Source organism: Agrobacterium sp. InxBP2 (assembly GCF_026191755.1).
Lineage (GTDB): Bacteria > Pseudomonadota > Alphaproteobacteria > Rhizobiales > Rhizobiaceae > Agrobacterium > Agrobacterium pusense.
The window spans coordinates 671012-692922 of record NZ_JAINDY010000033.1 but is presented as its reverse complement, the minus strand read 5'-3'; the positions used below and the strand labels follow the sequence as shown (position 1 = coordinate 692922).

Here is a 21911-nt window from a genome sequence, read left to right as displayed (position 1 = left end):
TCGCCTCCCGGGTTAGAAGCCGACCATCGCCTGGTCGGCGAGGGCCTGGTTGATCGTCACACCATAGTCATTCTGCAGGCGGTTGACCATCTGGTCCAGCATGTCGTCGCCGGCCGCGCGGGCAATGGCGGCAAACTGCTGGTCGTCATTGGCGAGCGCGTCCGGCGTCGCGTTGGTGTCGACAGAGGTGACCTTGAAGAGGATGCGGCTGGAACCATTGGCATCGGCCGCCGTGCCGACCACGCCTTCGGCGCCCGAGAAGACGGCGGCGATGGTCTGGCGACCGAAAATCGCATCTTCGCTGGTGCGGCGCAGGCCGGATTTCTGTTCGACTGCAAGGCTCAGCTCACCCGCGACAGCCTCCAGCGTCTCGCCCTTTTCAACGCGGGCCTTCAGCTCGTCGGCCTTGGCGGCAAGTGCGGTGCGCTGCTGCTCGGCCGTCCAGTCGGCAACGACATCGTCGCGGACTTCGGCAAGCGTGCGGTCGCGGGCAGGGATGATCTGCTCGACGTCGAACCAGATGTAACCTTCGCGGCCGAGATTGATCGGCAGGGCCTCGGTTCCGGGTTCGGTCTTGAACACGTCCTGGGCGAGCTGCGGGGAGGGCAGGCCTTCGACCGCATCGCCCTTTTCGTCGAGACCGGCTGCGTCGATGGCGGCAATGGTGACCGGTTTCAGGTTCAGCTGCTGTGCGGCGTCCGCAAGCGAAGAACCGCCGGCGCGCAGATCCTCGTAACGGTCGTGCACATTGGTGATTTCTTCCGCGGCGGCAGCGGTGGCGAGATCCTTGCGGATGTCTTCCTTTGCCTCTTCCAGCGTGCGGGTGGTTTCCGGCTTGATGCCCGTGACGCGCAGAAGTACCGGGCCGAACGAACCTTCAACCACTGGCGAAACGCCCCCATCCTTCTGGATCGCAAAAGCGGCATCGGCAATCGACTGGTCGGGGATGGTATCCTTTGTGAATTCGCCAAGCGTGACGTCGGACGGCGTCTTGCCCTGATCCTTCACCACCTGGTCATAGGTGGTGTTGCCGAGCCTGATCTGCTCGGCGGCGGCAGCGGCCATTTCCTTGTCCGGGAAGGTCAGCTGCTCGACCGTGCGGCGGCCGGCGGTGCGGAAGCTGTCCTTGTGGCTGTTATAATAATCGGCGATCTGGGCGTCCGTTACCGAGGCTGGCTCCGCGATGTCGGAAGGTTCCAGCTTCACATAGGTGAATTTGCGGAATTCCGGCGCGCGATATTTCGTCTTGTTCGTCTCGAACCAGGGGGCGAGCACGTCGTCGCCGGGGGCCTTGACCGGCGGGATGACGGCGTTCGAAAGAATGACATAATCAACGGCGCGCTGCTCGTTGCGATATTGCTTCAGGGCATCCACGAGAACCTGCGGTGCGGCAAAACCGTCCGAGACGGCTTCAACGATCTGGCTGCGCACGGCGACCTTGCTGCGTTCCTTGATGTAGTCGTCCTCGCGGAAACCGGAATTGCGCAGGCGCTCCGTAAAGAGGTTGCGGTCGAACTGGCCATTGACCGATTTAAAGGCGGGGTCTTCGGCAATGAGTTTGGCAAGACGGTCTTCCGAAAGACCGAGGTTCATCTTCGAAGCGAGTTCGTCAAGCGATGCCCCGGCTGCAAGCTGGCTGAAGACCTGGCGGTCGATGCCGAAGGCCTTGGCTTGTTCGGTCGTCAGCCTTGTGCCGAACTGGCGGCTGAGATCGGAAATCTGCCGCTGATAGGCGAGGCGGAATTCCTCCGGGCTGACCGTCTGGTCACCTACCGTCATGACGGCGTGGGAATTGGCGGTGACAAGCGATGCGGAAACGCCCCAGATGCCAAAAGAAACAACAAGCAGGAGAAGCAGCAGCTTGGCTGCCATGGTTCGAGAAGCATTTCTCAGGGAATCGAGCATCGTTATGCAAACCTCACAGGAACGTCATCGCGGTCGCCGGCTGTCCGGCCCGCAACGTATCGGCGTTCCTTAAATCAATCCATTCGGAAATTGAAGGGAATTTCCCTTGGAAAAACGGGGTTTTGAAAACGGTTGTGTGATTGGAGGCGCCGAAATGGAGGCAACGGATGGATATCAGCGGCATCCACACCGTCATTCCTGTGCTTGTGACAGGAATCGAGCCCGCCCAAGTCCTTGGGCTGAAAAGAGTCTTTCCGTCGCACAGACGTGTGTTGACTGGATTCCCGTGAAAAGCACAGGAACGAGGGCGGCCATCGCAGGCCTTTCAAAACAAAACCGCCCGGAGGCTCCAGGGCGGCTGAGAACAATCATTTTTAAAAGCGGATTTATGCCAGCCTGCCGCACTCAGAAAGCGCGGTCGCGCCGGATCATCGCCTTGAACTCCTCGTCCTCGCGTCGCATCTCGGCGACGACAGAGATCATTGACATCACGAACATTACGCTGATCAGGGCAAGAAGCATCGTCAGAAATGTGAACATGATGTCGTCTCCGGAGTTTCGAGAGTTTCTCCCCGTTATCAGTAATAATTCATATACTGGTAGCGGGCGGTCAGTTGCGGATAGTCAGGTCCAAGCTTTTCAGGCTTCTGTTCATAAAGGCTAAACGTCGTTGCTACCATTGCGATAACCAGAACTGTCCAGGCGGTGCTGATGACGCTGATTTTCGCCGAAGTAGACTGTTTTTCTCTTACAAACATTTGTCTGTTCCTTTGGTTTCTTGTTAACGCACCATGTCCGATCATGTTCCGCGTCAATCATAAAAATCGATTAGCATCGCCCCGGTGAAACTTCCTTGAATGGCTCGTTCATCTGGCGTTCAGGAAACTGGCTGAGGCCGTCATTCGAGGAAAAGATACTCGGCTGCGAATGACGAGATGACCGAAACGACGATCATGAAGGCCAGCATTTTCGATTCTCCGGTTGCTTAACGGGCGAAAGGCGTTTCGGTTTCCCGATGCTGTGCATTTAAACAAAATGGCTCTGAAACCGCACTGAACGGCCCGTTCATCGGGGGTTCACGGCACGGCCGCGCTTGTGAGGGGTGGTTATAAAGTCTTGCGCCGCGTGCTTCTCCATGACAAAAGGCGGCACATATGCTGAAGCGTCGAGACGCGCCCACCATCTGAGAGCGATATGACGATTGCCTTTTATCCAGGATCCTTCGATCCGATGACCAACGGACATCTGGATGTGCTTCTCCAGGCGCTGAACGTGGCGTCAAAGGTCATTGTCGCGGTTGGCATTCATCCCGGAAAAGCGCCGATGTTCAGTTTCGAGGAACGGGCAGGGCTGATAAAGCAGGCGCTTGCGGAGCAGCTGCCGGGCGAAGCGGCGCGCATGGACGTCGTTTCCTTCGATAATCTGGTTGTCGATGCGGCCCGTCAGCATGGCGCGCGACTTCTGCTGCGCGGCCTGCGTGACGGCACCGATCTCGATTATGAAATGCAGATGGCGGGCATGAACCGCCAGATGGCGCCCGATATCCAGACCGTGTTCCTGCCCGCCGGCACCTCGTCGCGACCCATTACAGCCACATTGGTTCGGCAGATCGCCGCCATGGGCGGCAATGTCGAAGCCTTTGTGCCGAAAGCCGTGCTTGAAGCCCTTAACGCCAAGCTGAAGCGCTGACTTCAGCCTTACATTTGGAGCCAATCCGATGAAACTCGTTCGATTTGCCTTTGCCGGCGCCATGTTTGCGGGCGCGCTTGCCGCCAGCACCTTTGCGTCTGCCGCCGAACTTCTCACCGTCCAGCTGAAGGACGGCCCCGTTGTCATCGAGCTTATGCCCGACGTCGCGCCGAAGCACGTGGCGCAGATCGAGGCGCTGGCCAAGAAGGGCGCTTACGACAACGTCGCCTTCCACCGCGTCATCGACGGCTTCATGGCGCAGACCGGCGACGTGCAGTATGGCAACATGGAGAAGGGCTTCAGCGCCCAGCGCGCAGGTACTGGTGGCTCCGACCTGCCGGATATTCCGGCCGAATTCTCCAAGGTTCCGTTCACGCGCGGCGTGGTCGGCATGGCCCGTTCGCAGGATCCGAATTCCGCCAATTCGCAGTTCTTCATCATGTTTGCCGACGGTCCGTTCCTGAACGGCCAGTACACCGTGGTCGGCAAGGTCGTGTCCGGCATGGAAGCCGTGGACAAGATCAAGCGCGGGCAGGGCAGCAACGGCGAAGTTTCCAACCCCGACCGGATGATCAAGGTCACTGTCGGCAAGAAGTAAGACAGGGCAATAGAGCCCGAACAGAGGAGAATAATCATGGCCGAGATCAAGGATCCGGAAAACACCATCATCATGGAAACGACGACCGGCAAGGTCTTGATCCAGCTGCTTCCGGAAGTTGCTCCGGGCCACGTTGCCCGCATCAAGGAACTGGTATCGGAAGGTGCTTATGACGGCGTCGTTTTCCACCGCGTTATCGAAGACTTCATGGCCCAGACCGGCGACGTGAAATTCGGCAAGAAGGGTTCCGAAAGCTTCAACCCGGCCCGCGCCGGCATGGGCGGCTCCGAAAAGCCGGACCTGAAGGCAGAATTCTCCGCCATCCCGCATGTGCGCGGCACCTGCTCCATGGCCCGTTCGCAGAACCCGAACTCCGCCAACTCGCAGTTCTTCATCTGCTTCACGGATTCCCCGTGGCTCAACAAGCAGTACACCGTCTGGGGCCAGGTCATCGAGGGCATGGAAGCCATCGACAAGGTCAAGCGCGGCGAGCCGGTGAAGGACCCCGATTCGATCGTGTCCATGAAGCTCGCTTCGGCGGCTTGAGAATAGCTTATAAAGTGTTTACCCGCTCCGCAGGAAACTGCGGGGCGTTTCACATTGATGACAAGGGTGCCAACCTCTCAGCCGTCATCCTCGGTCCCCGGATCAAGCCCGAGGATGTCCCGAGGATCTAACGATCCCCAACGGCAACGTGGTTAGATCCTCGGGACAAGCCCGAGGATGACGTCTCGTTAGACGAAGCCTTGTCACTACACACCGCCCGCCCCATTGAGGGCGGGTTTTGATATTTTCGAGAGCCCTTGCAATGCGTGTAGACCTGTTCGATTTCGACCTGCCCGAGGAGAATATCGCCCTTCGCCCGGCGAACCCGCGTGATAGCGCGCGCCTGCTGGTGGTCGATCCGAATGAAAATCGCATGGAAGACCATCGCGTTTTCGACCTGCCGTCCTTCCTGCGGGCCGGCGATGCGCTCGTTTTCAACGACACCCGCGTCATTCCCGCCCAGCTTGAAGGTGTCAGGCTGCGCGAAGGCGCGCCGGAGACGGCCGTTTCGGCCACGCTGCACATGCGCGCCGATCAGTCCCGCTGGAAGGCTTTCGCGCGTCCCGGCAAGCGCATCAAGCAGGGCGACCGCATCCGTTTCGGTTATGAGCGCGATAATGCCTGCGGCCTTGCCCATCTGGAGGCCACCGTCGAGCAGAAGGGCGAGGAGGGCGAGATCACGCTGCTGTTCGACGTCTCCGGTCCCGTTCTGGACGAGGCCATTGCCTCCGTCGGCCATATTCCCCTGCCGCCCTATATCGCGGCCAAACGGCCGGAAGATGCGCAGGACCAGACCGACTACCAGACCATCTACGCCCGCGAGAAGGGCGCCGTTGCCGCGCCTACCGCCGGGCTGCATTTCACGCCTGAGCTATTTGCGGCGCTCGACAAGGCCGGTATCGAGCGGCATTTCGTGACGCTTCACGTTGGGGCAGGCACCTTCCTGCCGGTCAAGGCCGATGATACCGACGATCACAAGATGCATTTCGAAATCGGCCACGTCTCGCAGGAAACAGCCGACAGGCTGAATGCGGTCAAGGCGCGGGGCGGGCGCATTGTCTGCGTGGGTACGACGTCGCTGCGTCTGATCGAAAGCGCGGCTGCGGAGGATGGCACCATTCACCCGTGGTCCGATGCGACCGGCATTTTCATCACGCCCGGTTATCGTTTCCGCGCGGTCGATATGCTGATGACCAATTTCCACCTGCCGAAATCGACGCTGTTCATGCTGGTTTCGGCTTTCTGCGGTCTCGAAACGATGCGTGACGCATATAAGCACGCCATCGAAACCGGATACCGTTTCTATTCCTATGGCGATTCCAGCCTGTTGTTCCGGAAAAACTGATGCACGACAAATTCACCTTCACCCTGAAAGCCACGAGCGGCGGCGCGCGCCTCGGCGAAGTCGCCATGCCGCGTGGCGTCATCCGCACGCCCGCCTTCATGCCCGTCGGCACTGTCGGCACCGTCAAGGCCATGTATCTTGATCAGGTGCGCGAGCTGGGGGCGGATATCATTCTCGGCAATACCTATCACCTGATGCTCCGGCCCGGCCCCGAGCGTGTCGCCCGCCTTGGCGGCCTGCATGAGCTGATCCGCTGGCCACACCCGATCCTCACCGATAGCGGCGGTTTTCAGGTCATGTCGCTGTCCGGCCTGCGCAAGCTGGATGAGAAGGGCGTGACCTTCAAGAGCCATGTGGACGGTTCGCTGCATCACATGTCACCGGAACGCTCGATCGAAATTCAGGGCCTGCTCGATTCGGACATCCAGATGCAGCTCGATGAGTGCATCGCGCTGCCGGCCGAGCGCAAGGAAATCGAGCGCGCCATGGAAATGTCGCTGCGCTGGGCCGAGCGCTGCCGCGTCGCCTTTGGCGACCAGCCCGGCAAGGCCATGTTCGGCATCGTGCAGGGCGGCGACCAGCCGGACCTGCGCATTCGCTCCGCCGAAGGGCTGAAGCAGCTCGATCTCAAGGGTTATGCGGTCGGCGGCCTTGCCGTCGGTGAGCCGCAGGATGTGATGCTGGGCATGCTCGATATTACCCTGCCGGTGCTGCCCACTGAAAAGCCGCGTTACCTGATGGGCGTCGGCACGCCTGACGATATCCTGAAATCGGTGGCGCGCGGCATCGACATGTTCGACTGCGTGATGCCGACGCGTTCCGGCCGTCATGGTCTGGCCTTTACGCGCCGCGGCAAGGTCAATATCCGCAATGCCCGCCATGCCGAGGATATGCGCCCGCTCGACGAACAATCCAACTGCCCGGCCTCGCGCGATTACTCCCGCGCCTATCTGCATCACCTCGTACGCGCCAACGAGGCGCTGGGCGGCATGCTGCTCTCCTGGCACAATCTTGCCTATTATCAGGAGCTGATGCAGGGTATCCGCAAGTCGATCGAGGAAGGCCGTTTCGCCGATTTTTATGCGGAAACCATCGAAATGTGGGCGCGGGGCGATATAGACCCGGTTTAATGCCTCGTGACCTGTCTCCACACTCGACGTCATCCTCGGTCTCGTGCCGAGGATCTGCCGAGATCGCTAAAGTCAACGGGTGGTAGATCCTCGGGACATCCTCGGATTTGATCCGGGAACCGGGGATGACGATGGAAAGGTATCTTTCCGACGCCCTGCAGTCTCTAGATTTACCTTCTACGGATTTTTCCTTGGCACATGCGCCTTACGTTCTTTTCCGGGATGACACGACCGGCACGGTGACAGCCTTCACCGAGCCGGAGGAAATCATCGTCGCGGATGAGCGAGAAGCATTTTTTGCAGCGCTGAAGCGCATGGAAGAACTGCGCCGTGCCGGAAAATATTTAGCTGGCTATGTGTCTTATGAGGCCGGTTTCCTGTTCGAGCCGAAGCTTGCGTCTTTTGCGGCCGAACCGCGCAACGTGCCGTTCCTGAATTTCGGGGTCTTTTCCGGCCCGCAGCCGGATGACGGCCGCTTTGCGCGGCCTGACGAAGTTCCGGGCGCGGATGCGTTTCTTGCCGATCCGGTCCCGGCATGGACACTTCCCGAGTATCGGCGGCGTTTCGAGCTGTTGCACGACCATATACGCCGGGGCGACTGTTATCAGGGCAATCTGACCATGCCCGTCCATGCCCGCTGGAGCGGCGATCCGCTGACGGCATTCTGGTCATTGATCGAGCGCCAGCCGGTGAAATATGGCGCGCTGGTCGATCTCGGCGGCCCGGTCATCCTGTCACGCTCGCCGGAACTGTTTTTCTCGGTTGACGGGCAGGGGTTCATCGAAACCCATCCCATGAAGGGAACGACGCCGCGCGGAGCGGATGCGGAGGAGGACAGGGCGATCATCGCGGCAATGCTTGCGGATGAAAAGACGCTCGCCGAAAACCGGATGATCGTTGATCTCTTGCGCAACGATATTTCCCGCATCACCGAGGTCGGCAGCCTCGATGTGCCACGGCTTTTCGATATCGAGACCTATCCGACCGTGCACCAAATGGTCAGCCATATCAGGGCGAAACTGTTGCCTGGCATGACGGTGGAAGACATTTTCGCCGCGTTGTTTCCCTGCGGATCGGTTACCGGTGCGCCCAAAATGTGGGCGATGAAAATCCTGCGCGAACTGGAAGCGACGCCCCGCGACGCCTATTGCGGCGCCATCGGCCTCATGTCTCCTGGTGGTGAAATGCGCTTTTCGGTGGCGATCCGTACGATGACACTGTTCGATGACGGTCGCGCCGTCTTTAATGTCGGCGGCGGCATCGTCTTCGATTCCATGGCTGAGGCGGAATATGACGAGTGCCTGCTGAAATCGAAATTCGCTGTGGGGGACAGGCTGCTGCGAAGGTGATTATCGCCCGATCATCTCAAACGCCCCATTTTCCACCAGCACTTCCTTCGCCACCGCGTGGCTTAGAAAACCCCCGGGACTGGCGCTTGCGCCATAGGCGCCTGACTGCAGGATGGCGATGAGGTCACCGGCCTGGAGCCTCGGCAATGCCGCATTGCGAGCCAGCGTATCGAGTGGCGTGCAGAGCGGGCCGACGATGGTTGCAGTCTCCGCGTGGTCGGCCTGCATCATGGCGGGCGCAACGATGGGGTAGTTGCGCTTGACGATCTGACCGAGATTGCCCGAAGCGGCCAGGTGATGGTGCATGCCGCCATCCGTCACAACGAAGGTGGTTCCGCGCGAGGTCTTCACGGAATTGACTTCGGCCGTATAGATGCCGCCCGGACCGGCGAGGAAGCGGCCGGGCTCGACGATGACATGGGCGTCGGCGATCAGCGGATGCGCTTTCAGCAGTGCCTTCAGATCGGGGACGGCGGCTTTTACCTTCGCGAGATCGAGCGGTGCTTCGCCGGCGAAGTAAGGGATGCCGAGGCCGCCGCCGAGATCGATGGTTTCAAGCGGCTTGCCGAGCATTTCCGCCATGCGGGCGGCAATTGAGATGGCATGTCGCCATTGCGAGACAAGCATGTCCGCATCGAGGATCTGAGTGCCGCCATAGATATGGATGCCGACGAGATCGATAACGCCCGCGCGCCGGAAAAGCGGCAGGATATTTTCCAGTTCTTCCTCATCGAAACCAAAAGCGGTGGCCTTGCCGCCCATACGCATGGCGCCGGCTTGCGCATCCGGCACCGGATTGATGCGGACAGAGGCCTTGACGGGTTTGCCGATTGCCTCGATGCGGGCAATTTCCTCGGCGCTTTCGATATGGATTTCGCCGATGCCGCCCGTGATCACTTCGTGCAATTCGGCTCTGCTTTTGCCGGGCCCGGCAAAGATGATGTTTTCCGGCGCGACACCAGCCTTTATAGCGGCGCGATATTCGCCAGCGGAAGCGATTTCCGCGCCGGCGCCTTCCTGCCGGAAGAGTGCGATGATGGCGGGCAGGGGATTGGCCTTCACCGAATAATAGATATCGGCAAAACCGGAGAGCGTCGCCTGGAGATCGCGGTAGGCGCGGCGCATCGCGCCAGCATCATAGAGAAAGCATGGAGTTCCGGTTTCGGCGACGATATCGCGCACGGCAAGCCCGCCGATCACAAGATCGTTTTCACTGATATCGAATGACGCGGCCGCAAGGGCGGGACCGTGGCTCTGGGGTTTATCCGTGGGCGCCATTGTCCGTCCGTTCGCGCACAAGCGCGCGGTAGTCCACCTTGCCATTGGCGGTGACGGGCAACCGGTCGACCAGCTCGATGGCGCGCGGGATCATGAAGGGGGCGAGCATTTCAGCGGCCTTCTTCAGTGCCGCGGAAACATCGATATTTTCATTGGCGGCAGTCGCCACGGCATGCACCTTTTCCCCCGCAAAGGGGTCCGGAAGGCCGATGACGGCGACCTGCTGGAACAAGCCTGTCGACATCAGGCTTTCTTCGACTTCGGTCGGGCTGATGCGATAACCCGAAGACTTGATCATCGCATCGTTACGGGCAACGAAGCTGAAGAACCCGTCTTCGTCTTCCACCGCCAGATCGCCGGAGTAACATACGGTTTCTCCGCCCAGTGCCGCCGGAATGAAGGGATGCGGGCGCAGGACTTTCGCCGTGTCTTCCGGCCGGTTCCAGTAGCCCAGCGAAACGGTCGGGCCTCGATGCACGAGAATGCCGGGTTCGCCGGGCTTTGCCCGCTGTCCCTCAGCGGTGACGATGAATATCTCACATTCGGGAATGGCCTTGCCGATGGAGGTCGGGCGGCGATCGATTTCATCCGGCGGCAGGAAGGTGGAGCGGAAGGCTTCGGTCAGGCCGTACATCAGGTAGATTTTCGTGTCCGGCAGCTTTTCGCGCAGTGCCTTCACAGTTTCCTGCGGCACGCGCCCGCCAGAATTGGTGATGTAACGCAGATGCGGAAGCGGCGTCCTGGCAAGCGACGGCGCCGCCCTCGTCAGGATCGCCCAGACTGTCGGCACCCCGGCAAGCCCGGTCACGGCATGGTCGCGCAGGTCGCGGACGATATCGTCACCGAGCCTAAAGGTGGAGATGATTGTTGTCGCGCCCTGTTCCACTGCCGTCAGCAGCTGGTTGAGGCCATAGTCAAAGCTGAAGGGCAGAAGGGAAAGAATGCGATCCTTGCCGGTAATCTCCAGATAGGTGCGCACGATGCGCGCGCCGGCCAGGAGATTGCGATGCGACAGCATCACGCCCTTGGGTGAGCCGGTAGAACCGGATGTATAGAGGATCGCCGCGAGGTCTTCGCCGATTGCCGCCGGGCTTTTGACTGACGTCTTGCCGCCTTCGGCGATATCGTTCGCCAGAAGCACGCGGACACCGGCCAGACCTTCCAGCGCCGCGCTCAGCTCGTCGCGCATGGTCGCATTGCTGATGACAAGTTCGGCGCCGCAATCCACGATGATATGGCGTATCTGCTGCGCCTTCAGCAGCGCATTGACCGGCACGAAGACGCATCCGGCCATGCTGACGCCGAAGATCGACCAGCATTCTTCCGTGCCTCGCGGCAGAAAAATGACGACTCGGTCGCCGCGTTGCGCCCCGGCCTGCTGCAAGGCAGCCGCGCATCGTTCCGCCGCTTCGGCAAATTGCCGGTAGCTCAGGGATGTGTCTTTATAAACGATCGCCTGCCCGTCGCTTGCCGCGCGCGCGCCCAGCAGGTGGTGCAGCAGGAAAGGAGGTGTCATCGCCTCCGTTCCCTGAGGACGAAGGCGACGAGATCGGCGGGCGTGCCAAGGTTGTCGGGGGTGAAATGTTCGTCGTCGAGAATGATGCCGAAGCCTTCACCAAGAAAGATCATCAGCTCCAGAAAGCCGAGCGAATCGATGACGCCTCCCTCGAGAAGCGGCGTGTCGGCCGAAAAAGGTGCATAGGCAGGGAAACGGTCCGAAAGATAGGAGTGAATGGTATCAGCAATCTCTATTTCGCTCGTTTTTGCTGCAAGCATGTTCATTCCCCGATCTCCCCGTATATTTTCCATGGCTGCCGCCCCGGAACCCCGTTTATCTGTAAAGGCCAGGTTTCGGTCAGGACAACCCCAGCACCACTAAAATACCTAGGGTGGCAATAACACCAACTCTGAGTATGTTTCGTTAATAAATTGTGGGTTCCATGCGCCTTTTACTTGTATCGGCGCAGATTTATGTGCAGCGAAGCCGCCCGCGTTTCGTTCACCCTCGAGTGCAGCCATCGTCATGGCAAATCTGCCGTGGCGAAGGAGATGGCGGGCGATCGCGGCAATGTGTCTTTGTACGACTGCGCGGTCCTCGCAATAGATGAGGCGCGCGGAGGGCGCCCTTTTGGTCGCCGTTTTCAGAAAGACCAGCGGGTAATGACGGCCATCCGCCTGCATGATGGCGACGATGCAGCCGAGGCGCGCGTGATCTTCAAGCATCTCACGCGTCTCGCTGGTCAGCGTACCGGGTTGAGCGGAGGCAAGCGTTATGAGGCGGGCGCTCGAGGGGCGCAACGCCTTCAACGGCAGGGGATAAAAAAGCGTGCAATCCGTCACCGTGTGAAAGCCCAGCCTCTCATTCAGCCTGCAGGCTTCGGCCGAGGGGGTGAGGTCGGTGAAGACCTCATCCTCTGAAGACGACGCCATTTGCAGCATGCGCGGCGCGAACCATCTGCAAGCCGGCTCGACATACCAGCTGGACAGATTGACGACGACAGTGCCGGTATCCGGCAGGCGGCTTTTGATTGTCAGCAATACACCGGCGGTGGCGTCACCTTTCATCAGCAATTGCCCGACGGGACCGAGTTGCCGGCGTTCGTGATGTTCGGCGATCAGCGCAAGCCCGCGGGACCAGAAGGCCTCGCTCTTTTCAGGGAAACCTTTCGTCAGAAGACTGATGGCGGCGGCGCGGTTTCCGTTATCGATCGATACGATTTTCAGGGGCGCTCTCCGCTGTCTGGCGTCACTCGGCCTGAGGAAGAGATTTTTCAACCCCACCGCGCGTTATGGGATTACAACGATAGATTTACCGTCCCGTTAATCGCGCTGGCTGTAAGGCCGAAGGAGCGATCACATTTGCATGAATGGGCAGGCGCGCGTGCTGCGCGCCTGCTGATGTTGCCGGCCGATCAGTACACGACGACGCCGCGGATGCTTTCGCCCCTGTGCATCAGGTCGAAGCCCTTGTTGATGTCTTCGAGCGGCATGGTGTGGGTGATCATCGGGTCGATCTGGATCTTGCCTTCCATGTACCAGTCGACGATCTTCGGCACATCCGTGCGGCCGCGCGCGCCGCCGAATGCGGTGCCCATCCAGTTGCGGCCGGTGACGAGCTGGAACGGACGGGTGGAGATTTCCTGGCCAGCACCCGCAACGCCGATGATGACCGACTTGCCCCAGCCGCGATGGGAGGCTTCCAGCGCCTGGCGCATGACCCTGGTATTGCCGGTGCAGTCGAAGGTGTAATCCGCGCCGCCGATCAGGTCGCCGTTGCGCTTGGTCATGTTGACAAGATAGGGGACGATATCGTCGCCGACTTCCTTCGGGTTGACGAAATGCGTCATGCCGAATTTTTCGCCCCAGGCCTTGCGGTCGGGGTTGATGTCAACGCCGATGATCATGTCCGCACCGGCAAGGCGCAGGCCCTGCAGCACGTTGAGGCCGATGCCGCCGAGGCCGAAGACGATGGCCGTGGAGCCGATCTCCACCTTGGCGGTGTTGATGACAGCGCCAATGCCTGTCGTCACGCCGCAGCCGATGTAGCAGACCTTGTCGAAGGGCGCGTCGGGATTGATCTTGGCGAGCGCGATTTCCGGCAGAACCGTGTAGTTCGAGAAGGTCGAGCAGCCCATGTAGTGATGGATCTTGTCCTTGCCGATCGAGAATCGCGAGGTGCCGTCCGGCATCACGCCCTGGCCCTGCGTGGCGCGGATGGAGGTGCAGAGATTGGTCTTGCGCGAGGTGCACGAATAGCACTCGCGGCATTCCGGCGTGTAGAGCGGAATGACATGATCGCCCTTCTTGACGGAGGTAACGCCCGGTCCGACATCCACGACGATGCCGGCGCCTTCATGGCCGAGAATGGCCGGAAACAGGCCTTCCGGATCGGCGCCGGAAAGGGTGAAGTCATCGGTGTGGCAGATGCCGGTCGCCTTGACCTCGATCAGCACTTCGCCGGCCCGGGGACCTTCGAGCTGAACGGTCATGACCTCGAGCGGTTTTCCTGCCTGAATGGCAACGGCGGCGCGGACGTCCATATCTTATCTCCTGGCATTGTCTTGTGGTTGGATGGGGCTGTTTTGCCCGAGCTTGGCTGGAGGGACAAGGGGCAAGCCCAAGTTTGTGTTTACGCACGTGGCGGTGAATGCACCCCATTCACTACCGCGACGCGGTCATACGCTTCTCATTTATTTAGCTAATTTATTAATTAATGAATTAAGCATATGAATTCGCTTCATATTTTGTGGTTCCGGTTGAGTTTTGATTTACGGTTTGTGTGTTAATTGACCCCTGTATTTCCAGGGATCAGGCGAGGGTGCTCGAAAACCAACCCCACCGGGGACCAACGAGCAATTTTCAGGAAACCGGTGCGAGCCGGATATTTTTAGCGTCGCAGAAAGCCAGGCCCGTCGCTTTTCACAGCGCGCCTTCCCCATGGCCATGAGCGACATGAGACGGTGTTTTGATGACGAGCAGGTGGATAAAAAAAGCAGCATGGAAAAGGGCGCCGTTTTCGTCGCTCCTCAAAGACCGCAAAGGCACCTTCGCCATTATGACAGCGCTGCTGCTGCCGGTCTTTATCATTTTGCTGGGGCTGCTTTTTGAGGGTGGCAGGGCGCTGGCCTATTACAACCAGTCAAAGCGGGTCATGGCCATGGCGTGTGAAAGAGCCACCAAGCCGACTCGCACCTACACATTGTCCGACGAAGTCCGGCGCGACAATGTGGCCGCAGCCTTCGATGCGATGATTCAATCCACCAAGCAGAAGGTCCTCTCGCGCGAGGTGAAGGTGGACTGGACCACGACGAATATCAAGGCTGAGTTCAGTTACAGTTTGATTTTCTCGGAGATGTTCAATCTCGATAAGCTGAAATATCGCCTCAATGAGTCCTGCGAAGGTATCCCGCCTTACCCCGAGGACGATGCGGTCATCATTGACAATATGTTCGAGAGCAACGCTCTCGGCGTCGAGCGGATCTTGAAAAACGGCGTCACCAAGGAAACACCCGGCGGTTGCTGGGGTGTCTATCCCTTTTCTGAAATTGGATGGGATGGCGGCACCGGGCCCGGTGTCGAGTTGCAGGACTGGAGCAGCCCCTGCTGCCGCCGTAACCACAATTGGCAGGGTTATCCGGCCGGAATGCAGAGCAAGAAACTCAACGAGGCCCCTACCGCCAACGACAAAGCCTGCACTCTGAAGGAAGTCGATAAGGCAAAGACCACCGACAAGATCGAAATCGAAAAGAAGGTGGGCACCGAGCTCTCATTGCCAACCCGTTATGTCATGGAACTCGACAGCGACTGGGGGCCGCCTGCGCCCGGCAAGAAAAAAAATAATGAAGCCAATAGCTCGATCTACAAGGATGTCGAGCTTCACCCCGGAATATATAAGATCATGGTTTGGTATAATGGGCGCCGGGCCGTCGAGGACGTGGAAAAAACCAACGGCATCAAGATTTCGCTACAGCAGCGGCTCCCCACCCTGAGACCTCAGCAGAAGGTGTGGGAGTTGACTCAAGATAAAAACAGCATTGCCTGGACACCGAGGGATTACAGTTTCAGGGTCAAAGCCTACTCCATCTATCGGGTGACTATCGAGGCTACCGGACTGAGCGACAGTTTCGGCGGCATCATCACGGGCTTCCAGCTCATCTATGTGGATCGAGTGGAAGAAGACTGAGATGAAGTCTTTTCTTTCCCTGCTTCAGGACAAAAGCTGCGGCGGCCCGCGCGGATGCCGGTTCACGCATGCGGCATGTTACCGGTTGTTTGGCGACCGAAAGGCGGCAACGGCGGTGGAGACGGCGCTGCTGTTGCCGCTGTTTTTTGCGCTGATTTTCGGGACGCTCGAAATCGGCCTGCTGATGCTCTATTACCTCTATCTCTCTTTTGCGTCCAATGCGGGCATCGAGTATCTCCGCAAGGCGGCGGCGGACGGTCGGCCGGCGACCGAGATTGCGTTGCGCAAGGCAATTGCCTCTCATTTCATTGGCGGGACGGACGAAACCAACCTCAAGATCGCTCTCTTGCCGATCCCGGACGACGATATTGCCGAAGCCAAAGTGCCCACACCGATCGTGAACGATTTTCGCCCGCCCGCCGATACCGCCGGGCAGTACATTCTGGCAATCGGTTACAAGTGGAATTTTTTGATGCCGACGACGCGGCTCCTCGTGCCGGACACGGGTGGCATTCATCAGTTGCGCAACATTTCCCTGGCCATCACTGCCGTACGGGTGACCGAATGAAAAAGACGAGATGGTTTTTTCGTCTTGGCAGTTTCGGTCGTTGCCGTTCTGGCGCTGCGGCGGTGGAAATGGGGCTTCTGGCACCGCTGCTCGTCCTTATGCTTGCCGTGGTCATTGAGGTAGGGCGAGGGTGGCTGAGTTATGACCGGTTCATGACGGTCGTTGATAATTCGGCACGCTGGGCGGCAAGATTTCCCGAATTCGAGAAACGGGTGCGCACGGGGGTTCCGAGTTTCGTCGTCCTTTCCGGCAGCGGCATTCTCCAGACGGGCAAACTTGACCTGACGCTGAGAAGCGTCAAACTGGTGGACAAGGTCGCCCGGCTGCAATTTCCCGCCCACAATTTTATGGGTTCTGCCGAAGATGTGCCATGGGAGAAAACCGTGATTGCCAACGGTTTCGTTGCCCAGGAAGCTATCATCGTCGTCTCCGGGCGGTACAGCTATAAGCCGCTGATCGCGGTCCTCGCCGATATCACGCTCAAATTCGAATATGTTGCGGCTGTTAACCCGTTCTTTTCCCAGCGATATCCATACCAGAGCGGCAAATCGGATTTCGCAAAATGGAACCTCACGCGCACGCCCAAACCCAAATCTGTACCCAAACCGGACTGAGCAGCCTCATTGCGCTTCTGTGGCGGTCTGGCCTTCGCCGAGCCACGCTGCACAATCCTTCAACGCCCGCGCCGCGATCAGCTGACGTTTCATGATCGTCTTGTCCTTGCCGCGAAAACGCTTGACGCTTTCTGGCTTGACGATCGAGCCCGGCTCCAGTTCGGGGAAGAGGCCGAAATTGATGTTCATCGGCTGGAAGGAGCGTTTGCCCGGTTCATCATCGGAAGACAGGTGGCCGCCGGTGATGTGGTTGAGCAGCGAACCGAGCGCGGTGGTGGCCGGCGGCAGGCTCGGGGTTTCGCGCTTTTGCTCGGCGGCGGCGAAGCGGCCGGCGAGGAGGCCGACGGAGGCGCTTTCCACATAACCCTCACAACCGGTGATCTGGCCGGCGAAACGCAGGTCCGGCCGGGATTTCAGCTTCAGCGAGCGGTCAAGCAGGGTGGGGGAATCGATATAGGTGTTGCGGTGCAGGCCGCCGAGGCGCGCGAATTCCGCATTTTCGAGGCCGGGTATCATGCGGAACACATCCGCCTGAACCCCGTATTTCAGCTTCGTCTGGAAACCGACCATGTTGTAGAGCGTGCCGAGCGCATTGTCCTGGCGCAGCTGGACGACGGCATAGGCCTTGACGGTAGGGTTATGCGCGTTAGTCAGGCCCATCGGCTTCATGGGGCCATGGCGCAGCGTTTCGCGTCCGCGCTCGGCCATGATTTCGATCGGCAGGCAGCCATCGAAATAGGGCGTGCCTTCCCATTCCTTGAAACCGACCGTGTCTCCCGCGATCAGCGCGTCGATGAAGGCGTTATATTGCTGCTCATCCAGGGGGCAGTTGATGTAGTCCTTGCCCGTGCCGCCAGGGCCGACCTTGTCGTAACGCGACTGGTACCAGCAGATATCCATGTTGATGCTGTCGCGGTGGACGATCGGGGCGATGGCGTCGAAAAAGGCGAGCGCATCCTCACCCGTCTCGGCCTGGATGGCGGCGGCAAGATCCGGCGAGGTCAGAGGCCCGGTCGCGATGATCGTGTTGCCCCATTCCTTCGGCGGCAGGCCGTTCACCTCTTCGCGGAGGATCGTCACCAGTGGGTGACCCTCCAGCGTTTTCGTCACGGCCTCGGAAAATCCGTCGCGGTCAACGGCAAGCGCGCCGCCGGCCGGCACCTGGTGCTTATCGGCGCAGGCCATGATCAGCGAGCCGGCAAGCCGCATTTCCGCATGGATGACACCAACCGCATTGGCCGTCGCATCGTCGGAGCGGAAGGAGTTGGAACAGACCAGTTCCGCCAGCGTATCGCCCTTATGCGCATCCGTGCCACGCACGCCGCGCATTTCGTGCAGAATGACGGGCACGCCGCTCTCCGCAATCTGCCATGCGGCTTCCGAACCGGCCAGCCCGCCGCCGACGACGTGAATGGGAGAAATGGTCTTGTCTTGCATTTCGGTGTCCATGGGCAGCCGCGGGGCCAAGGCTCCCGTCCGGCGGCCGTCCTTCGAGTGAGAGTTCCGCGCGGGTCCTAAAAGGACGCGGCATTGTTTGCCGATGCACTAGCATGCATGGCGGGGGCAGCCAAATGGTTTTGGCGGATGGAGGCTAGTGGGCTACGAAGCTCCCGCCGGGATCGAGGAGCAGACGCGCATTTTGAAGCAGGCAGCGGGATGAGGGGGCGAGGTTGGAGATATCAGGGGAGCTAGCCCCCTCATCCCACCCTTCGGGCCACCTTCTCCCCGGCGGGGAGAAGAAACAAGCGGCGATCTCGAACCCGATGTATTTGGCGTAGCGCCCGTATCCGAAATGCCGGTCGGCCCTGTAAAACCGAATGGTGGCGGAAGCCAGGAGTGCATCTTCGAAAAATAGCTGCTTGCAGCGGAAACTCCAGAATCAAAAACGGCGCCAGAGGCGCCGCTTTCTTAACCTGTCGCTCAATCGTCGCGCCCTGGAGGTCGGGCAGCGGGACGATCGTTTACGCCTTAGCGGAACGAACGGGCTGCTACGTTACGGATGTCGTAACGGGTCAGGCCGATGTCGCTCAGAGCCTGGTTGGAGAGGCTGCCGAGTTCGTTGATCGTGCGGCGGTAGGAGATCCAGTTCTTTGCGATGCGGATAGGGTTCATGGTCGTTTCCTCAATCTATCTCTGTTGATTTCGTCTGCCGGCTCAGCGGTTTCTCTGTGCTCTCGGCTGTTGAGGTTTATATATAGACATGAAGCCATGTTGTGCAGTGCAGAATTTAGGCTACTGCCATGCATTTGTGCAGTATGTCGTCTAAATTTGCGGCTTTGGGTATCATATGGGCAAAATATGAGCGGAAATGCCTGCCTTTGAGGCGGCTTTGAAGGATATGGCGGCCTTAGACGGCTTTCGAAGGGGCTCTGCGGCGTGAGAGGGCAATCGGAGCAGGCTCGGACATCATCCTCGCGTACGCCCACACTCGGCATCAATGCATTTATCCGTCGGCCCAGCAGGCGGTACAGAAGAATTGCTTCGAGGTGGGGCGCCGCCCAAAACGAAAAAAGGCCAGAGGCGGAAGCCTCAGGCCTTTTTGGGTAGGTCGTCTCGCATCCGCCGCAGAGCGGCGGGGCGTCTAATTAGAAGCCGACGGCGGTCTTGGCGACGCGGCGGATGTCCTGACGGCCAATGCCGAGGTCATTCAGTTCGCGGTCGGTCATGCGGCCGAGTTCGGTTACGGTCTGACGATACTTGCGCCAGTTGGTGAGCGAGCGTGCAATGTTCATTTTCATCTTCCTCTTCGTGCTGTTCAGTCGCCGCGGCCAGTCTTGGGAGGCTTTGGTCCGGGGCTGAACTCGATGTCTGTATGACCATAAATATAATCGGTTTAATCAAAACAAAAACAGACAAAGCAAGATGCCACCTATGCATTAAACGCAATGCAATCCGGTAAAATGCCCCGATTGCGGCGATTCATGCATAATTTGTGACCAATTTGTGTGCTTTTGATGGAGTTATCCGCCTGCAGCCTTGCGGCGGTGCGTCATGCGGCGGCTGCGTGCGGCGGTACCGGCGCCATCATGTGCCCGCCATGCCATATTATATATAATGTCAGTGCAGCCGCGTGTTAGCGTGAAGCGGCCATATGATGGGGGGTCGGTAATCGGGGAGGACGATGGCGCGCTACGCCGCTTTCGTCCCTGTATCCGGAAGGCTTGCCGGTCTTTCGTGTTCCGAAAATCCGTTGGCCGGTCGCGAAAGCGGGTCGGGCCTCCTTCTGCCCAGCCCGGCCGGCAAGAAAAGTCCGGGCGAAACGAAAGGCAGCGGAACGGCGTGCTTGACCCTTTCTGAACATTGTGACATACCGCCGCCCAACGTGCGGGTATGGCGGAATTGGTAGACGCATTGGTTTTAGGTACCAACGCTTCGGCGTGGGAGTTCGAGTCTCTCTACCCGCACCACAAGCAAGGCATGGCTGTGCCACGCTTGCGCCAGAGTGCATCCTTACAGGATGCGGGGAGCTTCGGGGTTCATTTCTCCCCTTTGGTCTTTATTCTCCGGTGCAGGCGTAACGGTGTCCGGCAGGCGCTTGTGTAAGAAATAAGGGAAGCCACGGCCGGGGAACGATGTTTCCGGCGCAGTGCTCGAAAGTAAACCAACGGCTGTCTGAGCACCGCCGCCATGATGTGAAGGTTAGGAAAATGCAGGTTATCGAAACGCTCGCTGAAGGGCTGAAGCGCGAACTCAAGGTCGTTATTCCGGCTGCCGACATGAAGGCCCGTCTGGACGAGCGCCTGGTCGACGCCAAGGACAAGGTTCGCATCAACGGTTTCCGTCCCGGCAAGGTGCCGGTTGGCCACCTGAAGAAGATGTACGGCAAGTCCATCATGGCCGACCTCGTCAACGAGCTGGTTCGTGAAAAGCCGTCCGAAATCCTCTCCAGCCGTGGCGAGAAGTCTGCAACGCAGCCTGCGATCTCCATGACCGAAGACGAGCAGGAAGCTGAAAAGATCCTGTCGGCCGAATCCGACTTCGAATTCACCGTTGCCTACGAAATCATTCCGGCCATCGAACTGAAGGCCAATGACGGCATCAAGGTTACCCGCGAAGTTGTGGAAGTGACCGAAGACGAAATCAACGAGCAGATCCTCAAGATCGCCGAAAGCGCCCGCACCTACGAGACCAAGAAGGGCAAGGCCGCTGAAGGCGACCGTGTCACCATGAACTACCTCGGCAAGGTTGACGGCGTTGCTTTCGACGGCGGCGCTGCTGAAGACGCTGAACTGGTTCTCGGTTCGGGCCGCTTCATCCCCGGCTTCGAAGACCAGCTGGTTGGCGTCAAGGCCGGCGACGAAAAGACCATCACAGTGACGTTCCCGGCCGATTACCCGGCGGCGAACCTTGCCGGCAAGGAAGCCAACTTCGACATCACCGTCAAGGAAGTTGCTGCCGCCGCTCCGGTTGAAATCAACGACGAACTGGCCGAAAAGCTTGGCCTCGAATCGGCTGAAAAGCTGAAGGAAATCGTCAAGGGTCAGATCGAAAGCCAGTACGGCAACGTCACCCGTCAGAAGGTCAAGCGCCAGATCCTCGACCAGCTGGACGAGATGTACAAGTTCGACACGCCGGCTGGCCTGGTTGACGCCGAGTTCGACAACATCTGGCGCCAGATCAACACCGATCTCGCCCAGTCCGGCAAGACCTTCGCTGACGAAGACACGACCGAAGAAGAAGCCCGCGAAGAATATCGCAAGCTGGCTGAACGCCGCGTCCGTCTTGGCCTCGTTCTCTCCGAAATCGGCGAAAAGGCCGGGGTCGAAGTGACCGAAGAGGAAATGCAGCGCGCGCTGTTCCAGCAGCTGCAGCAGTTCCCGGGCCAGCAGAAGGAAATCCTCGATTTCTTCCGCAACACCCCCGGCGCTTCCGCTTCGCTGCGCGCTCCGATCTTCGAAGAAAAGGTCATCGACAAGCTGCTCACCGAAATCTCGGTAACGGACAAGACCGTTTCCAAGGAAGAGCTGCTGGCTGACGACGGCGAAGAAGCCACGGAAACCAAGAAGAAGGCGCCTGCCAAGAAAAAGGCTGCTGCCAAGGCTGACGACGCCGCTGAAGGCGAAGAAGCCGCCCCGAAGAAGAAGGCTCCGGCCAAGAAGAAGGCTGCTGAAGGCGACGCCGAATAATCTTCTTCAGTGCAAGCTGATTTGAATGGAAGGGCCGTGGCGAAAGCTGCGGCCTTTTTGTTTGGCCGTCTTTTTTGGTG

Annotated in this window: 21 protein-coding genes and 1 tRNA gene; 11 read left to right on the top strand and 11 right to left on the bottom strand. The window is 59.3% G+C overall.

Going from position 1 to position 21911, the window contains the following annotated elements; all coding sequences use genetic code 11:
• Positions 1–12: 12 nt before the first annotated feature.
• The 3 genes from K7A42_RS21275 to K7A42_RS21265 all read right to left on the bottom strand — a co-directional run bounded on the left by K7A42_RS21275 (position 13) and on the right by K7A42_RS21265 (position 2663).
• Positions 13–1905, bottom strand: a complete 1893-nt coding sequence (locus K7A42_RS21275; RefSeq protein WP_282455806.1) for a peptidyl-prolyl cis-trans isomerase — start codon at positions 1903–1905, stop codon at positions 13–15.
• 405 nt (positions 1906–2310) lie between these two features.
• Positions 2311–2445 (bottom strand): hypothetical protein, encoded by a 135-nt coding sequence (locus K7A42_RS21270; protein WP_004442104.1) that lies wholly within the window; start codon positions 2443–2445, stop codon positions 2311–2313.
• A 38-nt stretch (positions 2446–2483) separates the two neighbouring features.
• On the bottom strand, positions 2484–2663 hold the full coding sequence (locus tag K7A42_RS21265; RefSeq protein WP_004442101.1) for a hypothetical protein: 180 nt from the start codon (positions 2661–2663) through the stop codon (positions 2484–2486).
• Between the two features lie 436 nt (positions 2664–3099).
• On the opposite strand from K7A42_RS21265, the gene coaD reads away from it, so the two are divergent.
• The 6 genes from coaD (at position 3100) to K7A42_RS21235 (ending at position 8562) form a co-directional block, all read left to right on the top strand.
• Entirely contained in the window at positions 3100–3594 is a 495-nt protein-coding gene (gene coaD, locus K7A42_RS21260; protein ID WP_004442098.1) for a pantetheine-phosphate adenylyltransferase, read from the top strand.
• Positions 3595–3622: 28 nt separating this feature from the next.
• A complete protein-coding gene (locus K7A42_RS21255; RefSeq protein ID WP_004442095.1) occupies positions 3623–4192 on the top strand; it encodes a peptidylprolyl isomerase in 570 nt (189 codons plus the stop codon).
• A 36-nt stretch (positions 4193–4228) separates the two neighbouring features.
• Complete coding sequence (locus tag K7A42_RS21250; protein ID WP_037093468.1) at positions 4229–4738, top strand: peptidylprolyl isomerase; 510 nt, start codon at positions 4229–4231, stop codon at positions 4736–4738.
• Between the two features lie 262 nt (positions 4739–5000).
• Positions 5001–6083, top strand: a complete 1083-nt coding sequence (gene queA / locus K7A42_RS21245) for a tRNA preQ1(34) S-adenosylmethionine ribosyltransferase-isomerase QueA (RefSeq protein ID WP_022556255.1) — start codon at positions 5001–5003, stop codon at positions 6081–6083.
• Positions 6083–7213, top strand: a complete 1131-nt coding sequence (gene tgt / locus K7A42_RS21240) for a tRNA guanosine(34) transglycosylase Tgt (protein ID WP_004442089.1) — start codon at positions 6083–6085, stop codon at positions 7211–7213. The genes queA and tgt overlap by 1 nt, the downstream gene beginning before the upstream one ends.
• Before the next feature lie 191 nt (positions 7214–7404).
• The gene (locus tag K7A42_RS21235) at positions 7405–8562 is read left to right on the top strand and encodes an aminodeoxychorismate synthase component I (protein WP_048902825.1); all 1158 of its coding nucleotides are present in this window, start codon (positions 7405–7407) and stop codon (positions 8560–8562) included.
• Here K7A42_RS21235 and K7A42_RS21230 read toward each other — a convergent pair whose 3' ends face one another.
• The 5 genes from K7A42_RS21230 to K7A42_RS21210 form a co-directional block, all read right to left on the bottom strand.
• Entirely contained in the window at positions 8563–9840 is a 1278-nt protein-coding gene (locus K7A42_RS21230; RefSeq protein ID WP_022556253.1) for a type III PLP-dependent enzyme, read from the bottom strand.
• A complete protein-coding gene (locus K7A42_RS21225; RefSeq protein ID WP_282455805.1) occupies positions 9824–11356 on the bottom strand; it encodes an AMP-binding protein in 1533 nt (510 codons plus the stop codon). The genes K7A42_RS21230 and K7A42_RS21225 overlap by 17 nt, the downstream gene beginning before the upstream one ends.
• Complete coding sequence (locus K7A42_RS21220; protein WP_034499138.1) at positions 11353–11616, bottom strand: acyl carrier protein; 264 nt, start codon at positions 11614–11616, stop codon at positions 11353–11355. Before K7A42_RS21220 ends, K7A42_RS21225 begins: the two co-directional genes overlap by 4 nt.
• Before the next feature lie 108 nt (positions 11617–11724).
• Positions 11725–12615 carry a hypothetical protein gene (locus K7A42_RS21215; protein ID WP_322784303.1) on the bottom strand — a complete coding sequence of 297 codons (891 nt, stop codon included), beginning with the start codon at positions 12613–12615 and terminating at the stop codon, positions 11725–11727.
• A gap of 137 nt (positions 12616–12752) precedes the next feature.
• Positions 12753–13880, bottom strand: a complete 1128-nt coding sequence (locus K7A42_RS21210) for an S-(hydroxymethyl)glutathione dehydrogenase/class III alcohol dehydrogenase (RefSeq protein ID WP_004442072.1) — start codon at positions 13878–13880, stop codon at positions 12753–12755.
• Between the two features lie 428 nt (positions 13881–14308).
• Between K7A42_RS21210 and K7A42_RS21205 the strand changes: the two genes are divergently transcribed.
• From K7A42_RS21205 to K7A42_RS21195, 3 genes are read left to right on the top strand one after another with little or no spacing between them, the layout of a single operon-like run.
• Positions 14309–15523 carry a TadE/TadG family type IV pilus assembly protein gene (locus tag K7A42_RS21205; RefSeq protein WP_282455803.1) on the top strand — a complete coding sequence of 405 codons (1215 nt, stop codon included), beginning with the start codon at positions 14309–14311 and terminating at the stop codon, positions 15521–15523.
• Position 15524: 1 nt separating this feature from the next.
• Entirely contained in the window at positions 15525–16091 is a 567-nt protein-coding gene (locus tag K7A42_RS21200) for a TadE/TadG family type IV pilus assembly protein (RefSeq protein ID WP_035211529.1), read from the top strand.
• Entirely contained in the window at positions 16088–16705 is a 618-nt protein-coding gene (locus tag K7A42_RS21195) for a TadE/TadG family type IV pilus assembly protein (protein ID WP_107339377.1), read from the top strand. The genes K7A42_RS21200 and K7A42_RS21195 overlap by 4 nt, the downstream gene beginning before the upstream one ends.
• Positions 16706–16711: 6 nt before the next feature.
• On the opposite strand, the gene trmFO is transcribed toward K7A42_RS21195, so the two are convergent.
• The 3 genes from trmFO to K7A42_RS21180 all read right to left on the bottom strand — a co-directional run bounded on the left by trmFO (position 16712) and on the right by K7A42_RS21180 (position 19437).
• Complete coding sequence (gene trmFO, locus K7A42_RS21190) at positions 16712–18154, bottom strand: methylenetetrahydrofolate--tRNA-(uracil(54)-C(5))-methyltransferase (FADH(2)-oxidizing) TrmFO (protein WP_282455802.1); 1443 nt, start codon at positions 18152–18154, stop codon at positions 16712–16714.
• A 519-nt stretch (positions 18155–18673) separates the two neighbouring features.
• Entirely contained in the window at positions 18674–18817 is a 144-nt protein-coding gene (locus K7A42_RS21185) for a DUF1127 domain-containing protein (RefSeq protein WP_003495735.1), read from the bottom strand.
• A 473-nt stretch (positions 18818–19290) separates the two neighbouring features.
• Positions 19291–19437: a DUF1127 domain-containing protein gene (locus K7A42_RS21180; RefSeq protein ID WP_004442060.1), complete on the bottom strand. Its 147-nt coding sequence runs from the start codon at positions 19435–19437 to the stop codon at positions 19291–19293.
• A 592-nt stretch (positions 19438–20029) separates the two neighbouring features.
• Between K7A42_RS21180 and K7A42_RS21175 the strand changes: the two genes are divergently transcribed.
• Both K7A42_RS21175 and tig read left to right on the top strand, forming a co-directional pair.
• Positions 20030–20112, top strand: a tRNA-Leu gene (locus K7A42_RS21175).
• Positions 20113–20352: 240 nt separating this feature from the next.
• A complete protein-coding gene (gene tig / locus K7A42_RS21170) occupies positions 20353–21831 on the top strand; it encodes a trigger factor (RefSeq protein ID WP_004442056.1) in 1479 nt (492 codons plus the stop codon).
• The last annotated feature ends 80 nt before the right edge of the window (positions 21832–21911 follow it).

Bases quoted from the DNA above. Each gene is read 5' to 3' on its own strand.
- trmFO (WP_282455802.1), bottom strand. From the start codon at position 18,154: ATGGACACCGAAATGCAAGACAAGACCATTTCTCCCATTCACGTCGTC.
- K7A42_RS21265 (WP_004442101.1), bottom strand. From the start codon at position 2,663: ATGTTTGTAAGAGAAAAACAGTCTACTTCGGCGAAAATCAGCGTCATC.
- K7A42_RS21180 (WP_004442060.1), bottom strand. From the start codon at position 19,437: ATGAACATTGCACGCTCGCTCACCAACTGGCGCAAGTATCGTCAGACC.
- K7A42_RS21210 (WP_004442072.1), bottom strand. From the start codon at position 13,880: ATGGACGTCCGCGCCGCCGTTGCCATTCAGGCAGGAAAACCGCTCGAG.
- K7A42_RS21270 (WP_004442104.1), bottom strand. From the start codon at position 2,445: ATGTTCACATTTCTGACGATGCTTCTTGCCCTGATCAGCGTAATGTTC.
- K7A42_RS21205 (WP_282455803.1), top strand. From the start codon at position 14,309: ATGACGAGCAGGTGGATAAAAAAAGCAGCATGGAAAAGGGCGCCGTTT.
- coaD (WP_004442098.1), top strand. From the start codon at position 3,100: ATGACGATTGCCTTTTATCCAGGATCCTTCGATCCGATGACCAACGGA.
- K7A42_RS21200 (WP_035211529.1), top strand. From the start codon at position 15,525: ATGAAGTCTTTTCTTTCCCTGCTTCAGGACAAAAGCTGCGGCGGCCCG.
- K7A42_RS21185 (WP_003495735.1), bottom strand. From the start codon at position 18,817: ATGAACCCTATCCGCATCGCAAAGAACTGGATCTCCTACCGCCGCACG.
- K7A42_RS21225 (WP_282455805.1), bottom strand. From the start codon at position 11,356: ATGACACCTCCTTTCCTGCTGCACCACCTGCTGGGCGCGCGCGCGGCA.
- K7A42_RS21220 (WP_034499138.1), bottom strand. From the start codon at position 11,616: ATGCTTGCAGCAAAAACGAGCGAAATAGAGATTGCTGATACCATTCAC.
- K7A42_RS21250 (WP_037093468.1), top strand. From the start codon at position 4,229: ATGGCCGAGATCAAGGATCCGGAAAACACCATCATCATGGAAACGACG.
- K7A42_RS21255 (WP_004442095.1), top strand. From the start codon at position 3,623: ATGAAACTCGTTCGATTTGCCTTTGCCGGCGCCATGTTTGCGGGCGCG.
- tig (WP_004442056.1), top strand. From the start codon at position 20,353: ATGCAGGTTATCGAAACGCTCGCTGAAGGGCTGAAGCGCGAACTCAAG.
- queA (WP_022556255.1), top strand. From the start codon at position 5,001: ATGCGTGTAGACCTGTTCGATTTCGACCTGCCCGAGGAGAATATCGCC.
- tgt (WP_004442089.1), top strand. From the start codon at position 6,083: ATGCACGACAAATTCACCTTCACCCTGAAAGCCACGAGCGGCGGCGCG.
- K7A42_RS21195 (WP_107339377.1), top strand. From the start codon at position 16,088: ATGAAAAAGACGAGATGGTTTTTTCGTCTTGGCAGTTTCGGTCGTTGC.
- K7A42_RS21275 (WP_282455806.1), bottom strand. From the start codon at position 1,905: ATGCTCGATTCCCTGAGAAATGCTTCTCGAACCATGGCAGCCAAGCTG.
- K7A42_RS21230 (WP_022556253.1), bottom strand. From the start codon at position 9,840: ATGGCGCCCACGGATAAACCCCAGAGCCACGGTCCCGCCCTTGCGGCC.